The organism is Pseudoalteromonas phenolica, from assembly GCF_044788725.1.
GTDB classification, from domain to species: Bacteria; Pseudomonadota; Gammaproteobacteria; order Enterobacterales; family Alteromonadaceae; genus Pseudoalteromonas; species Pseudoalteromonas phenolica_C.
In genome coordinates this window covers 2,504,386-2,519,088 of record NZ_CP173161.1, presented here as the reverse complement: position 1 = coordinate 2,519,088, position 14,703 = coordinate 2,504,386, and the positions used below count along the sequence as shown (strand labels likewise).

Genomic DNA, 14,703 nt, shown 5'->3' with positions numbered 1-14,703 from the left:
TTATGCCATCTAAATCTAGCAACTTTAGAGGTGTTCTAGCTGCTTTAGCTGCTAGCGTTCTTTGGGGTACTACAGGTGTTATGGCAAGCTTTACTTCCAATGTAAGCTCTTTAGCGATTGGCGCTTTTGCTATGGGAATAGGAGGTATTCTTTTAGTACTAACCAACCTGTCTAGTTTAAGAAAAAACTACAAGCTTATTTTTAAACAAAAGGGGCTCTTTGCGCTAGGGGTTGTATCTGTTGCGGTTTACCCACTTGCATTTTATTCATCAATGCGTATGTCAGGAGTAGCAATTGGAACTATAGTCTCGCTAGCTACAGCTCCAATATTCGCAGCGCTAATAGAGCGTCTATATAGTCAAAAAATAGTTTCTAAGCAATGGATGGTTAGTTTTATGTTTGGTGCAATTGGCATCACGCTTTTAACTGTTGGAAAGGAAGATTCCCTTGGTAGTACAATTAGTAACTATCAAAATTCTGTTGGAATAATCTTGGGCTCTATCGCGGGGTTAACTTACGCTGGTTATTCATGGGTAGCGCGTGCATTAATTGACAAAGGGGTACATTCTAGGTCTGCGTTATCAGGATTATTTGGCGGAGCTGCAATTTTACTTTTGCCGTCCCTGTGGTTTACTGGTGATAACCTATTTTCAAGTGCGATTAATAGTCTTGCTTCAGTATACATGGCAACTGTGCCAATGTTTCTTGGTTATTTGCTTTTTTCATATGCTTTAAAGTTTATTGATTCAAGTAAAGCAACTTTAATTACCCTCGTTGAACCTTTAATTGCGACTATATTAGCTTTCTTTTTATTAGATGAGAACTTCCAGCTAATTGGTTGGTTAGGAGGTCTATTGGTGTTTCTTTGTATGTTGATTCAATCAGTCAAACCAAATTTTAGTTTTAATTTAGGAAAATCGAAATAATTTAATTTACTGCCAAATTTGATTCAACTTTAAAAATCAAATTTGGCATATTAGCTTAAGATTTATCTGGTTACCCTGAAATCTATTCAGACAGCTCAGAAATATCATTAATTAAATCATCAATTTCGCTTAGCAGGTGCTGCTTTTGTTTGTCGGTTAAACTAAGAAAAACCCCATATAAAAAATCGTGGTAGCTTTGACGGTTCTGGTTGTTCAATTTGTTTAGCTCGTCGCTTCGAAATGATTCAGGGTTTAGTAACAGTGATTTAAGTTTGTCTTGATCTTTACTCTCAGAAACAATATTTAATAACACTGTTTTGAGAGAGGCTTGATAACGCGCTCGATAACCTGACCACAAATGAGATGTTGGCGATTGAGCAAGATAAAGTGATTTGACCATTTTGTGTTGAGACGAGGTAATGTCACCCAACCAGTTTTCTAGTGAATTCTCCGTGCGAGCAAACCAACGTTTTTGGCGTTTTTCATCACTGAGTTTTGCTCGTTTTTCTTGTTTTTCCTTTTCTTGCTGTGCGAGTTCTTCGAACAGGTTGTTTACTTGTTTTTCAGTTAAATTAGGTGCTAAAGCGACTAGGTCGGGCACAATTTCTGCTCGCACAGACTGCCAGTGAGCAATGACTTTATCGTTATGGTAGGCAATACGTTTTGGGGTGATGTTTCCTTGTTCTATGTCTGATTTGATTTGTTTTAAATGGGCGATATAAGCAGGCAATTCACTTTTTTTATGCCAATCAAGCCAAGTTTTGAGGTGCTCATCAAGTAAGTCTTCTTGCGCATCGTTTAATGATACATAATCATCCACATACCAATAAGCCAACCAATCTGCGTTCTTATAAGCGAATTTAGTCGAGCAGCCTGTTAACAGTATGAGTAATAAGATTAAACAATGCTTTTTCATAAGTTTTCCTTTCTGTGCCTACGTAATTTTACGGTGTTAATTCCGTTTTAGATTACTTAAAGCTGTTGTTGCTTCTTTTCTAACTTGGATAACTCAATATTGATTTCATCAGTTAAAAATCTATTTTTTGTTTTAGATTTAATGTCTAACAGTGCTTTTTGATAGGCTATATCAAAGGCGCTGTCTGCAAATGTGTTTATATCAGGCTTAACACCGATGCCTTCCCAATTTGTTTGCGTGATTGGGTTAATTGCCATTGAGGTTGGAACGGCTACCCGATGTGATGCACCTACCTCAAACCATTGCCAAGGGTTTGCACCACCTTTGGTTTTTTCACCGATTAAGGTTGCACGCTTTAAATGTTTAAAGTTATAGGCAAACTCTTCAGCAGCAGAAAATGTCCTTTTACTGGTTAGAATATAAACTGGAATGTCTTGTTTAAAAATGGCAGGTATGTCAGAAAATGTCCAAAACTCAGTTCTAGAATCAGAAGGGCGCGAATAGAAGCTAGTTAAATGTACTTTACCTTCAAGAAAGTAGCTACTGATTAGCTGCACCATTTCTGCGCTACCACCACCGTTATTTCTTAAATCTATGATGATTGCTTGGCTATCAGATACCAGTTGCATAACCGCAGAGACTCTTTTTCGTGATTTATCATTGACTGAATCGAACCCCCAAAAATCGAAATAGCCAACACCGCCTTTTAAGTTTTCAACAGAGTTAAAGCCAGAGTTACTTCTTGATAAACGGCTAAACCAGCTTTCTTTAGCGGGTTGTTTTTTTGTTTGGTCAGGCTTTTCTTGAAAAGAAAAATGTGCATCATGCTTCTCTAACGTCTTTGTTATTAGAGAAATAAATTGTTCATTTGAAAGAGGCGAATACACCTCAGGGGAGATCTTGGTTAAGCTGTTGTTGATATGTTCGACTTTATTTACATCGACATAGTTTTTAGCTATTTGTGTTTGCAGTTCAACGATGAGCTCCGCTCTACTTACGTCAAGATTGCTGGCCGTAACCGACAAGCTTGTAAGTAATAGCTTTGATATTAAACAGTTTTTCATGTGTATGCCTTTTTATTATTTAATGCTCAGACTTTGTGCAGAGATATTTGTTCATTTTTTTGAGCATAAATTGATAAAGTTCAACAATAGCACTGTTAGATTGGTTATAATGCCGCCAGTTCTTTCGGTTTTATTTCGTACTATGGCAATTACTTCTAAACGTGGACATGGGCGTTTTTCAACAACGCTATTAGAAAATAATATTATCAGTGCAAAGTTATGTGGCAGTTTCAATGAAAGAGGGTGCTTTAACTATACCGAATCGGTCAAAAACATCGTTAAAGCATTAAATGGCGAGCCTTTCGCCATGCTGATTGATGATTTAGAGCTTGAAGGTGGCACGCCTGAGGCATATCAAACTCTGCAAACCTACAATGTTTGGCTCAATACTCAGCCGATTATTGCTAAAGCATTTATCGTCAATGACAGAATGACGAAACATATCATACTGCAGCGTTCACCGGCTTTGCTTGAGCAAAACATTGCGTTTTTCGAAACCCATGAGCAAGCTCAAGCGTGGCTAACACAACAGTTATTACAGAAGTGTGGGTAATCGCATTAATTAAGTAGTTCGTTTATTGCACTTACCCAATTCTCTTGTTCTGCTAAAACAAATTCATACTGTTTGCCTGTGTTTAAAGTGACTCGCATCGCCTGCTCTGAAATCGGCAAAAATCCCGCGCCTTTGGCTAGGCATTGCTCAACTTGACTCACTTCAGATAAGGCAATCTTTAAAGCCCCTAAAGACAAAGACTTGCTTGCAGGTTTGAAGCTCAAACCCTGTTCATTTAAAGACAGTTGGCCATCAGAGCGCATCGAGCCAATTTGAATAGTTGCAGGGCTTGTAAGTGCGGTTGCCATAGCTTATTCCTATTTGAATTATTATATTTAGCTTACCCGATTGTTAAACAACAAAACAGTGACAATAATACCAGCTTAACTATGACATTTTGCACTGTTACTAAAGCTATATGTTTGCCATAATTAAAGAAAAAATTATTCATGTCACAGGTTATTCACCACACAACCGATTGGTCGGCATCGACCTTAATCTCTTGGGGTATCGTTACGGCACTTTGCTTACTATACCCAGCCGGAGGCATATCCTTATATTGGCAGTTGCCGATACACGCATTAATACTTGTTTTACTTTGGCACTCGATCAGAAAACCAAATGAGCAAGTTAGGGTTATTGCGGCGGTATATTGGCTTTCGCTAGTGGCCCTTATTCCCTTAACGAATACCAGTTTAGTATTGATCCATATGGTGATGTTTACCGCTTTATTTAGTGTTCATTTTTCTTGGCCAATTATGTCGGGGTTAATTGGGGCAATATTGGGCGAATATTTAGCATTTTATTGGTGGTTATCAGGCAGTTTTGTTTGGAGTACAGTCGCTATTTGGGCTGGGTTTGCGTTAATGAATGGGATAATTAGCAAAAAGATTGTTGAAAGTTTAAATATGCACTACCAATCTAAACAAAATTATAAGGAGTTGAAAGCGACGCAAGGCATGCTGCAGGCGATGAGTGCAGAGCAGGAGCGGTTGCATATCTCCCACGAATTACACGATGCGTTGGGTCATAAACTCACAGCGCTTTCTATCAATTTAGACTATCTAAAACGCACCGCAGACGAAAGCTCTAAAGAAATGCTATCGTCTTGTCATCAAATCAGCCAAGAAATACTTGAGGAAGTTCGAGAAATTGTTTCATCACAACGGACAGGTAGAGGGGCGCTAAAACTTAGTCTAGAAAATCTTATTTCTCAAACACCTAACTTAAAGTGTTCTGTTCATTTGGTAAAAGAATTAGAGAACTTAAACGGTACACCTGCTTTATGTATAGTTCGCTTTTGCCAAGAAATGATCAATAACACCTTGAAGCATACTCAGGCCTCTGAGCTTAGTTTTTCTATTAGACTGAGTAATGGGTCTGTTTCAGTGATTGAAGCAGAAGCCTCACATAATCAGCCCGAACATGTTTTACCAATTAAGAAAAATGGTCTTAAAGGCTTGTCAGAAAGGCTCGATGCAGTGGGTGGGGCATTTTTTCAAGAAATTGAAGATGATATTTTGGTAAATCAAATACGGCTCCCTTTCAAAGTACAGGAATGTTGTGATGATTAAGTGCTTATTAGTAGAAGATCAAACATTAGTAAGGTTAGGTTTAAAGAGTCTATTAGAGCTCGATAAGACAATCACGATAAGCGCTATAGCTGAAGATGGAGAGGTGTGTATTTCCTATCTTAACAAGCAATCTTTTGATGTTATTTTGCTTGATATGAGAATGCCAAATTTAGATGGTTTGGGTGTACTCACTTACCTTAATAAGCAAGGTATAAAGTTACCTGTGTTGATAATAACGACGTTTGAAGATTGCGATGTATTAGCAAAAGCCATGCAATTAGGCGCAATGGGTTATATTCTAAAAAATGCCGAGCTTGAAACTTTAATAACAGCGATTAAATCGGTATATCAAGGTCATCAAGTTTTACAGCCAGCTTTAACTCAATTTCTACTGCAAAAACAACACTCTAAATTTGATGCTTTAACGAAAAAAGAGCATGAAGTTTTGAAATGTTTGGCATTGGGTATGGCCAATAAAACCATTGCTAGCACATTAAACAACTCTGATGGGACGATCCGCAATCATGTGTCACAGATTTTAGAAAAGTTAGGTGTTGCAGACAGGACGCAAGCTGTGATTAAAGCTATTAATGAAGGGATTATTTAATACCAATTTAATTTACTGACTACTCATTATTGAGAGCTAAAAAGCCTACTAACTTCTTCAGGAATTTCTAATGTAGAACAACTTTATATCAAAATCTTATCCTTGTTATTGGTCATTTCCGGTTATCGGTTTTCTCTGTCGCAATAATAGCTCCTAAGGTTAATGCAATTGGTATAATTGCCATAAAATTGAGACACAAAAAAAGCAGACAATGTCTGCTTTTTTCAGAGTATTTTAATTAAAAATTAAAGTACTACGATGTTCTCAGCTTGAGGACCTTTTTGACCTTGAGTTACAGTGAACTCAACTTTTTGGCCTTCAACTAGAGTTTTGAAACCGTCGCCAGAAATTGCACTGAAGTGTGCGAATACGTCTGCGCCAGACTCTTGAGCGATGAAACCAAAACCTTTAGATTCGTTGAACCACTTAACTGTACCAGTTACTTTAGACATAATCATATCCTAAAAAATATATTGTAAAAATGTGCCCGAAGGCGGTATTGCTTGGAAAATAAAACTTGAACTTAAAGCTTCAGGACGAGTATTACGAGTAGTACAACGAAATGTAGATTTTAAATTTAGACTTTCTTTCTAGCTGATGCGCACTTTATAGGCAATGATTGAGTAAGTCCAGTTATTTCTTAAAAATTTTTCTTGAGTGAACGGTAACTAGACAGTAACTGGACAGCTCAGAGCATCTGAAATATGATAACTGTATTGATATACAGTTGTTGTTTGTTATGAAAACCCTACCTGAAAAGTATTACTTGTCACATTTCAATGAATTAATGAGTTTCTTGCGCTCGACAAGTATGCATCTATTCACTGATAGTCAACGGCTGCAATTAAAAAAATTGTCTTTGTTAAATGAATCAGCGCTGTGTTTGTTATTGCGTATCGTAAATAGAAAAAGTGAGTTTGTTTTTAAAGCGCACTTAAACTACGACGAAATAACAGATATTGAGCAGGCTCTCAGAGAGCTACTTGACGCTGAGCTAGTTAAGTTTGCAATTCATAAACCACCTCATGAGTTAATTAAAGAGCTGAAAAAACAAGATCTTCAGCAAGTATGTATCAATTCAAATCTTGAGAGCACGCCCGTTAAATCTGCGAAAAAGCAAGCTTGGGTAGAGGCGGTCTTGCAGCAAGTGCAGCATATTAATGCGCAACAATGCTCGGTGTTTAATCGTTATGTGTATTCTGATTTTAAGCCTATTTTTGAGCTTTGCTTATTTGTTTATTTTGGCAAATTGGGTGGCACGCTTTCGCAGTTTTCAATGCGCGACCTAGGTGTTTTGAATGTACATGAAAAAGCGAATACACAAATAAACGCCCATTTTGACGAGCTAGAAGAAGCACAAACTGCTTTTCATTTCTCTAAATTACTACAATCTTTAAAAACATTAAGTGACGATGAAAAACTGACATTGGCACACACCCTTGCAAGCTATGATTCTCCACAACCAACGGGCTTTCACGCCGAATCTAAATATAACACTTTGACCTATAAACTCGCCGTGTTTTGTCTGCCAGAGCATACACAGCTTGCTACACAATTAATGACGCTTAGTGGTCATGTCAGTGCGCAAGAAAAGTTAGTGAGAACTTTATATTCTCAGGGCGATATAGAGGCATGTAAGCAAAAGCTTGACGATATTATTGAACACTCAGCGGATGAAGGCTTATTAATTTTTGCCGAGGACTTTTCAAGAAGAAAGTTTGGTTCTGAACGTACTTCAATCTTAACTGATATGCTCAGAAGTGCAGGTGAGGCTATCCCGTTAGATGAAGCATTTGTAGGCTCTCCGGAGCAGGGGCTGATAGATAACTTTGCTCGCCAAGGGATCACAGGGATCCACTGCGAGAATACTATCTGGCGTGCACTATTTTGTTTAACATTTTGGCCCGAACTTTATGAACATGAACTCAGTGGATTGAGTAATGAATTTTCTCGACTACCTAAACCTATAAAAGAAAATATCTTTTACGACATATTTGCAGAAAATATTGAAAAGCGTTTAGCTAGTTTTTCGAGTAATCATGATTTATACACTTGGTTGCTAAAACAAACCACGGCGCACTATGGCAAGCCTAATGGTTTTATTGCTTGGTATGAAAGTCTGTTTGATGAGCTCTCATTATTGGTAAAGCATGCACCCATTGATGCGCTTTGTGCGCATCTTCGAGCCATGGCAAAAAACTATAAAGGGCTAAAAGACGGCTACCCAGATCTTATTTGTGTTAAAGGCACAGAGTTGTTTTGTGTCGAAGTAAAAGCACCGGGTGACAGTTTAAGGCGCAATCAACTGGTGACCATGAACCAGTTATTAAAAGCAGGCTTTGATGTCTCGATTAAAAAAGTTGAGTGGCAAATCGATCCCGCCCAGCCATATGTGATCATCGACGTAGAAACCACGGGAGGTAAAAAAGAATATGAGCGTATTACCGAAGTCGCAATGGTCAAAGTCATTGGTGAAGAGATTGTTGAGCATTGGAGCTCATTAGTTAATCCGAACAAACACATTCCTAAATACATTACCGAATTAACAGGCATTGATAATCAGATGGTTCGCGATGCGCCAGAGTTTGTTGAGATTGCTGAGCACATAGAATCATTTACAAGGGGGTGTATATTTGTTGCCCATAACGTGAATTTTGATATGGGGTTTATTCGCGCTGAGTTTGCACGTTGCGGCATGTATTACAAGCGCGCAAAGCTATGTACTGTGTCATTAGGCCGTAAGTTCATTCCGGGGCATAAATCATACTCTTTAGGCAATATTTGCAAAGATCTGGATATTAGCCTTGTCGGTCACCACCGCGCATTAAATGATGCGATGGCTACCGCTGAGTTGTTTATTATGATTAATCAAATACGCCAAAAAGAGTCTGATTTAAGTTAATAACGTTCAAAAAATGCAACTTGATCAGGCTTGCTGAGTGCCTTAGGGCGCATTGCTTGCACTTTTTCTTTTGCTTCAGCTTTGCTGTAGCCCAGCTCAACGAGCAAAATGGCTATCATTAAGCCTGTGCGACCAGAGCCTCCTTTGCAATGTACTGCGACAGTTGCATGGGTATTCAGTAAAGTTAGCAGCGCCGATTTTTGCTTATGCCAAGCATCCAAAAATCGTTCATCCGGCCCTTTATCATCAGAAATTGGCAATTGAAACCAAGTGATGTCTTGGTTAGTACAGACTTCACCGAGCGAAGAGGCATTATTCTCTTCAAGCTCTTCATCTGACATCAGCGTCACAATGCCACTGGCACCAGCCGCTTTCAATTGCGATACAGAGTCGACCAAACTCGCGTCTTTTATTCCTGGGCAAGGTGTGAACAAAAAACTAATGTCGTTTTTTACGGTTAATTTATCAAATGGATGTAAAGACATAATCTTTCCTATCTACAATTTATGGGCAACAAGCTGAAACACGGGTAGGCCTGTCACCCATTTTATTTAAGCGAGCTAAATCATTTGCTAAAAAGTTAGGGTTATTTTCCGTGGTGCTGCTCAGTACAGTTTTAGCCCACTCAGGAAGTTCGCTATTAATGCTATAAAAGACCCATTGACCCTGACGCTTGTCGGTAAGTAATCCGCACTTTCTGAGCTGTGCTAAATGGCGCGATATTTTGGGTTGGCTTTCTTCAAGTGCTGCCATTAATTCACAGACACACAGCTCTTGCTCTTTCTCTATAAGAAGCAGGCTTTTCAAGCGAGTTTCATCTGCAAGACATTTATAAAATTGTACAGGTTCCATAATTTTCCTAAGCCTTGGATAGCAAGCTTTAACTCGTTCGTTTTATTAAGAAGCTTGCTAAAACAAAGTGCGCTTTTATTTGAGCGAAAATTGAATATATGAAAAATCATATATTCAATTGTGTTTTCCAGCAAGATTTTACTGATAAATGCAGTCAGTTTATGTCTGCATGGAATGAAATGAGCTCAAAAACTCAAGTGCGAACAGTTCCAATTGCTATTAATTGATAAATAAGTAGATGAAAATGATGGATATTTCAATTATTGTATATTGAATTCAAACTTTGGGGTGATGTATGGAACCAGACTATACGCATTACACTTACAGGGAATTACTTGAGGCTTTAGAAAGTATTGATAAAGAAGCCTACCCTGAGCGGGTTAAAGCGTTGGAGTTACGACTTAAAACTTGGTCTGAAGAAACGGTTCTTACAGCAAAGCGGCCAAATAACAATCTGATAGGGAGCGTTGCCATATTTATTTCCATGGCATATTTCACATGGTTGCTGTTCACTGAAGGAATAGATAAAGCTAAACTTTTTCTTGCGCCTTTTATCTTGGTAGCAACGCCTTTTACCTATTTACTGCAAAGGCGTAAGTATCAGCGACATAAAGACGATTATTTACGCCTTGATAAACAAGGTGTCAGTCTAAAGCTTGGTGAAGCTGAGCACTATCTACTTTGGTCAAATGTTCGCAGTGTAATTTGCTCAGTGAATAAGTCTCATCAGGCTTATTTCTTTGAAACACATAACAGTCAACATTCATGCTCTTTTGAAGCTCGCGAATTCGAGATAGATGAAGACGCAGTCTTTGATTTTATTTCTCAGCAATCCAAAAAGCATAATTTTGACATGAAGTCCGATTAGAACAGGTTTTTAATGACTGAATAATATTATTGGTGCCATATTGGCACTAATGTTTTTAAGAATTGCGTATTTTTCTGCACAGATATTCTCCGTACGATCACATTAATCACTTTTATCGGAGAATGTCATGAACAAACTTAGCTATACACTTAGCGCAGTTGCTTTAGCCTTAGTGCTGAGTGGCTGTGGTCAATCGAATGCACAACAAGGCCAACAACCGCCGCCATTAACTATTGATGTGGCTAACGTTCAATTAGAAGAAGTTCAGTCTTGGCATACGTTCACGACTCGCTTAGAAGCACCTGAACGTGTTGTGCTTAAACCACGCGTATCTGGTCAACTCAAAAGCATGGCATTCAAAGAAGGTGAGCGAGTAGAAAAGGGTCAATTACTTTTTAGCATTGACCCTCGTCCATTTGCAACTCAGGTTGAAAGCTTGAAAGCACAACTTGTAAGTGCAGAAGCAGCATTAAGCCAAGCGCAAGGCGAGGCAGAACGTGCACAACGTTTGGTTGCTAAAAATGCCATGTCGACAGAGCAAGCAGATCAACGTGACGTGACTTTGCGCCGTGCCATTGCAAACAAAAATGCCATTGCTGCTCAGCTTGAAAAAGCGCAATTAGACCTGGAGTTTAGCCAAGTAACAGCGCCAATTAGCGGTGTTATTTCTCGTGCAGATGTTACTCAAGGTAACTATGTGAGTGCCGGTGATACAGCCCTAACAACCATTGTTTCTGATGACTTGGTTTATGCGTATTTTGACATAGACGAACGCACATGGAGCAAGCAGTTTGCTGGCATGAACGCAGATACTGGCGTGATGGTGCAGTTACAACGTATTAATAGCCAACAGCCAATTGCAGGTAAAGTCGACTTTATTGATAACGAAATCAACCCAACAACTGGTACGTTGCGTGTTCGTGCAGTTTTTGACGCGCAAGCGCATAACTTAAAGCCGGGTGCCTTTGCACGTATTTCAATGGCTGCACAAACGCCAAAAACCTTGGCAATTGTACCGGAGCGCGCAATTGGTACCGATCTCAAAAACCGCTTTGTTTTAACTGTGGATGAAAATAACACCTTGCAATATCGCTTGGTTGAGCTTGGTGAGCGCTACGGGGCGTACCGTGCCATCAAAAGCGGTTTAGTACGTGGCGACCGTATTGCAGTAAATGGTCCTGCACGCGTTGGTCCGGGTATGCCAATTACACCGAATAAGGTGGCATTTAATTTTGAGAATACTCAGTTTGTTCTTAAGTCTACAAATACCTCAAATGATTTATTAGTTAGCGCAGCGAAGTAGAGAGTATTATGAACTTTTCACACTTTTTTATCTCAAGGCCCATATTCGCGGCCATGCTCTCTCTGATCTTCGTGATCACTGGAGCAATCTCATTGTTTCAGCTACCAGTAAGTGAGTATCCAGAAGTCGTTCCACCTACGGTTGTGGTAAACGCAACGTATCCGGGTGCTAACCCGAAAGTTATCTCACAAACAGTTGCAACGCCCCTTGAGCAAGAGCTCAATGGCTTAGAGAATATGCTTTATCACTCGTCTCAAGCTACCAGTGATGGTCGTTTAACCTTAACGGTGACATTTGCACTGGGGACTGATCTTGACCAAGCGCAAGTACAGGTGCAAAACCGAGTTAATAACGCCTTGCCGCGTTTACCACAAGAAGTACAGCGCTTAGGTGTGACGGCACAAAAGTCGTCACCAAACTTGGCGATGGTGGTGCACTTGGTTTCACCTGATGGCGCTCAAGATACCGCTTATATGGCCAACTATGCTGATATTTATATCAAAGATGAGCTTAAGCGTTTACCGGGTGTGGGTGACTTACAGCTATTTGGTGGCTCAAAATATTCAATGCGTGTGTGGTTAAATCCAGATGCATTAGCGGCTCGTAACCTCACAGCGACAGATGTAATGGGCGCTTTGCGCACGCAAAACCAACAAGTGGCAGCGGGTTCTTTAGGTGCACAACCTTCGCCTGAAGAAAATCAGTTCCAAATTCTGTTAAACGTAAAAGGGCGTTTAGAAAGCATAGAAGAATTTGAGCAAGTCATTATCAAAGTGGGTGAAAACGGTCAGCTTACGCGTCTTAAAGACATCGCTAAAATTGAACTGGGTCAAGAGAACTACGCATTGCGAGCTATGCTAGATAACCAGCCAGCACTCGCGATGCCGGTATTCCAGCGCCCTGGCTCAAACGCAATTCAGCTGTCAGATGACGTTCGTGAAACTATGGCACGTTTGCAGCAAGATTTCCCTGCAGGCATGACGTATGAAATTGCTTATGATCCAACAGTTTTCGTTCGCGGCTCAATCGATGCCGTGATTGCAACCCTAGCTGAAGCGATTTTATTGGTTGTTGTAGTCGTAGTGTTGTTCTTACAAACTTGGCGTGCCTCTATTATTCCTCTAATTGCTGTGCCAGTTTCACTGGTGGGTACTTTTGCCATCATGCAATTACTAGGCGTGTCTATTAATACCTTGTCGCTGTTTGGTCTTGTTTTGGCAATCGGTATTGTTGTGGATGATGCCATTGTTGTGGTTGAAAACGTTGAGCGTAATATTGCCGATGGTCATAGCCCATTTGAAGCCACTAAAATCGCTATGAGCGAAGTAACAGGGCCAATTATTGCGATTGCGTTTGTACTGTGTGCGGTTTTCATCCCTACTGCGTTTATTACCGGTCTTTCAGGACAGTTTTATAAGCAGTTTGCATTAACCATTACAATTTCAACGCTTATTTCAGCGTTTAACTCATTAACTTTATCACCTGCATTGTCGGCAATTTTATTAAAGCCACATGATGCACCACAAGATAAGCTGACAAAACTACTGAACGCGTTATTCGGTACTTGGTTATTCAAACCATTCAATCGCTTATTTGATAAAGGCGCACAAGGCTACGAAAAAGTCGTGAAAAAGCTGATCCGTATGAGTGTGGTTGTCGGTGTAGTGTATCTTGCTCTGGTTGGCTCAACTATTGGCTTATTTAACTCTGTTCCGGGTGGCTTTATTCCTCAGCAAGATAAGCAATATTTAGTTGCAGTGGCACAACTGCCAGATGCGGCAAGCCTTGATAGAACTGAAGAAGTAATTAAGCAGATGCAAGAGATCGCCCTTGAAGTACCGGGCGTTGCGCATACGGTTGCTTTCCCTGGTTTATCGGTCAATGGCTTCACCAACAGCACCAATAGCGGCATTGTGTTCACGCCACTGGATGATTTTAGCGAACGTAATGACCCAAGCTTGTCGGCTTTTGCCATTGCAATGCAATTAAACCAACGTTTTGCTGCCATTGATGAAGCGTTTGTGGCTGTATTCCCACCACCGCCAATTCTGGGGTTAGGCACAACGGGTGGCTTTAAACTTCAAATTGAAGACAGGAGTAACCAAGGGTTTGAAGCACTATTTGCTGCACTGCAATCAACCATTGGTGCTGCACAAAAAGATCCAGCACTCATGGGCTTATATTCAAGCTTTAGAATTCAAGTACCGCAAATGGACATTAACATTGACCGTGAGCAAGCGCTAATTCAAGGTATTCCGTTAGACGAAGTATTCAACGCACTACAAGTCTATTTAGGTTCTGCATACGTGAATGACTTCAATATGTTTGGCCGTACTTATCAAGTAAAAGCGCAAGCTGAAGCGAAGTTTAGGTCGAAAAAAGAGCAGATCAACAACTTAAAAGTGCGTAATGCTGCAGGCCTTATGGTGCCTCTAGGTTCTGTTGTGACTGTAGAAGAAACCACAGGTCCTGATCGTGTGATGCACTATAACGGTTATGTTACCGCTGAATTGAACGGTAGTCCTGCACCGGGTTATAGCTCAGACCAAGCGCAACAAGCCATTGAAGCGGTACTGGCAAAAACACTGCCAGAAGGGATCACCTATGAGTGGACTGAAGTGACGTATCAACAGATCTTAGCGGGTAATACCATGGTGTATGTATTCCCACTGGTGGTTGTATTGGTCTTCATGGTATTGGCAGCGCAATATGAAAGCCTACGTTTGCCATTGTCGATTATTTTAATTGTACCAATGACGATTTTCTCAGCGCTGGCAGGTGTTTACATGCTCGGTGGCGATAATAATATCTTTACGCAAATTGCTTTGATTGTACTGGTTGCGCTGGCTTCTAAGAATGCAATCTTAATGGTCGAATTTGCCAGAGATAAGCACTTACAAGGTGCAACGCATCTAGAGGCGATCATTGAAGCGTGTCGTTTACGTCTTCGTCCAATACTGATGACATCGATAGCCTTTACGGCAGGTGTAGTACCTCTGGTACTGGCGTCAGGCGCAGGGGCTGAAATGCGTCAAGCAATGGGTAATGCCGTATTCTTCGGCATGATTGGTGTAACGGTATTTGGCTTGTTATTCACGCCAGTATTCTATCGTCTAGTAACGGCTAAGGAGCAATAAA

At 40.2% G+C, this 14,703-nt stretch carries 14 protein-coding genes; 8 read left to right on the top strand and 6 right to left on the bottom strand.

What is annotated here, in order from left to right; all coding sequences use genetic code 11:
* The first annotated feature begins 2 nt into the window (after positions 1 to 2).
* Positions 3 to 926: a DMT family transporter gene (locus ACH784_RS11535; RefSeq protein ID WP_404390329.1), complete on the top strand. Its 924-nt coding sequence runs from the start codon at positions 3 to 5 to the stop codon at positions 924 to 926.
* 82 nt (positions 927 to 1,008) lie between these two features.
* Here the strand turns inward: ACH784_RS11535 and ACH784_RS11530 are convergent, their stop codons facing one another.
* Both ACH784_RS11530 and ACH784_RS11525 read right to left on the bottom strand, forming a co-directional pair.
* Positions 1,009 to 1,842, bottom strand: a complete 834-nt coding sequence (locus tag ACH784_RS11530; RefSeq protein WP_404390327.1) for a DUF6279 family lipoprotein — start codon at positions 1,840 to 1,842, stop codon at positions 1,009 to 1,011.
* Between the two features lie 56 nt (positions 1,843 to 1,898).
* Positions 1,899 to 2,906 (bottom strand): S41 family peptidase, encoded by a 1,008-nt coding sequence (locus ACH784_RS11525; RefSeq protein ID WP_404390325.1) that lies wholly within the window; start codon positions 2,904 to 2,906, stop codon positions 1,899 to 1,901.
* Positions 2,907 to 3,015: 109 nt separating this feature from the next.
* On the opposite strand from ACH784_RS11525, the gene ACH784_RS11520 reads away from it, so the two are divergent.
* Positions 3,016 to 3,459 (top strand): hypothetical protein, encoded by a 444-nt coding sequence (locus ACH784_RS11520; protein ID WP_404390323.1) that lies wholly within the window; start codon positions 3,016 to 3,018, stop codon positions 3,457 to 3,459.
* Between the two features lie 5 nt (positions 3,460 to 3,464).
* Here ACH784_RS11520 and ACH784_RS11515 read toward each other — a convergent pair whose 3' ends face one another.
* Complete coding sequence (locus tag ACH784_RS11515; RefSeq protein ID WP_404390321.1) at positions 3,465 to 3,767, bottom strand: hypothetical protein; 303 nt, start codon at positions 3,765 to 3,767, stop codon at positions 3,465 to 3,467.
* 141 nt (positions 3,768 to 3,908) lie between these two features.
* Here ACH784_RS11515 and ACH784_RS11510 point away from each other — a divergent pair, with 141 nt between their 5' ends.
* Both ACH784_RS11510 and ACH784_RS11505 read left to right on the top strand, forming a co-directional pair.
* Positions 3,909 to 5,033: a histidine kinase gene (locus ACH784_RS11510; RefSeq protein ID WP_404390319.1), complete on the top strand. Its 1,125-nt coding sequence runs from the start codon at positions 3,909 to 3,911 to the stop codon at positions 5,031 to 5,033.
* Positions 5,026 to 5,640, top strand: coding sequence for a response regulator (locus ACH784_RS11505; protein WP_404390317.1), 615 nt, complete (start codon positions 5,026 to 5,028; stop codon positions 5,638 to 5,640). The genes ACH784_RS11510 and ACH784_RS11505 overlap by 8 nt, the downstream gene beginning before the upstream one ends.
* Before the next feature lie 245 nt (positions 5,641 to 5,885).
* Here the strand turns inward: ACH784_RS11505 and ACH784_RS11500 are convergent, their stop codons facing one another.
* On the bottom strand, positions 5,886 to 6,092 hold the full coding sequence (locus ACH784_RS11500) for a cold-shock protein (protein ID WP_058029451.1): 207 nt from the start codon (positions 6,090 to 6,092) through the stop codon (positions 5,886 to 5,888).
* 287 nt (positions 6,093 to 6,379) lie between these two features.
* Here ACH784_RS11500 and ACH784_RS11495 point away from each other — a divergent pair, with 287 nt between their 5' ends.
* Entirely contained in the window at positions 6,380 to 8,542 is a 2,163-nt protein-coding gene (locus ACH784_RS11495; RefSeq protein WP_404390314.1) for an exonuclease domain-containing protein, read from the top strand.
* Here ACH784_RS11495 and ACH784_RS11490 read toward each other — a convergent pair.
* The gene (locus ACH784_RS11490; RefSeq protein WP_404390312.1) at positions 8,539 to 9,027 is read right to left on the bottom strand and encodes a tyrosine-protein phosphatase; all 489 of its coding nucleotides are present in this window, start codon (positions 9,025 to 9,027) and stop codon (positions 8,539 to 8,541) included. The two genes, ACH784_RS11495 and ACH784_RS11490, sit on opposite strands and share 4 nt — an antisense overlap.
* A 19-nt stretch (positions 9,028 to 9,046) precedes the next feature.
* Positions 9,047 to 9,394 (bottom strand): metalloregulator ArsR/SmtB family transcription factor, encoded by a 348-nt coding sequence (locus tag ACH784_RS11485; protein ID WP_404390310.1) that lies wholly within the window; start codon positions 9,392 to 9,394, stop codon positions 9,047 to 9,049.
* A gap of 295 nt (positions 9,395 to 9,689) precedes the next feature.
* Between ACH784_RS11485 and ACH784_RS11480 the strand changes: the two genes are divergently transcribed.
* From ACH784_RS11480 to ACH784_RS11470, 3 genes are all read left to right on the top strand, one after another.
* Complete coding sequence (locus ACH784_RS11480; RefSeq protein WP_404390308.1) at positions 9,690 to 10,262, top strand: hypothetical protein; 573 nt, start codon at positions 9,690 to 9,692, stop codon at positions 10,260 to 10,262.
* Between the two features lie 127 nt (positions 10,263 to 10,389).
* Positions 10,390 to 11,565 carry an efflux RND transporter periplasmic adaptor subunit gene (locus ACH784_RS11475; RefSeq protein ID WP_404390306.1) on the top strand — a complete coding sequence of 392 codons (1,176 nt, stop codon included), beginning with the start codon at positions 10,390 to 10,392 and terminating at the stop codon, positions 11,563 to 11,565.
* 8 nt (positions 11,566 to 11,573) lie between these two features.
* Positions 11,574 to 14,702, top strand: coding sequence for an efflux RND transporter permease subunit (locus ACH784_RS11470; RefSeq protein WP_404390304.1), 3,129 nt, complete (start codon positions 11,574 to 11,576; stop codon positions 14,700 to 14,702).
* The last annotated feature ends 1 nt before the right edge of the window (position 14,703 follow it).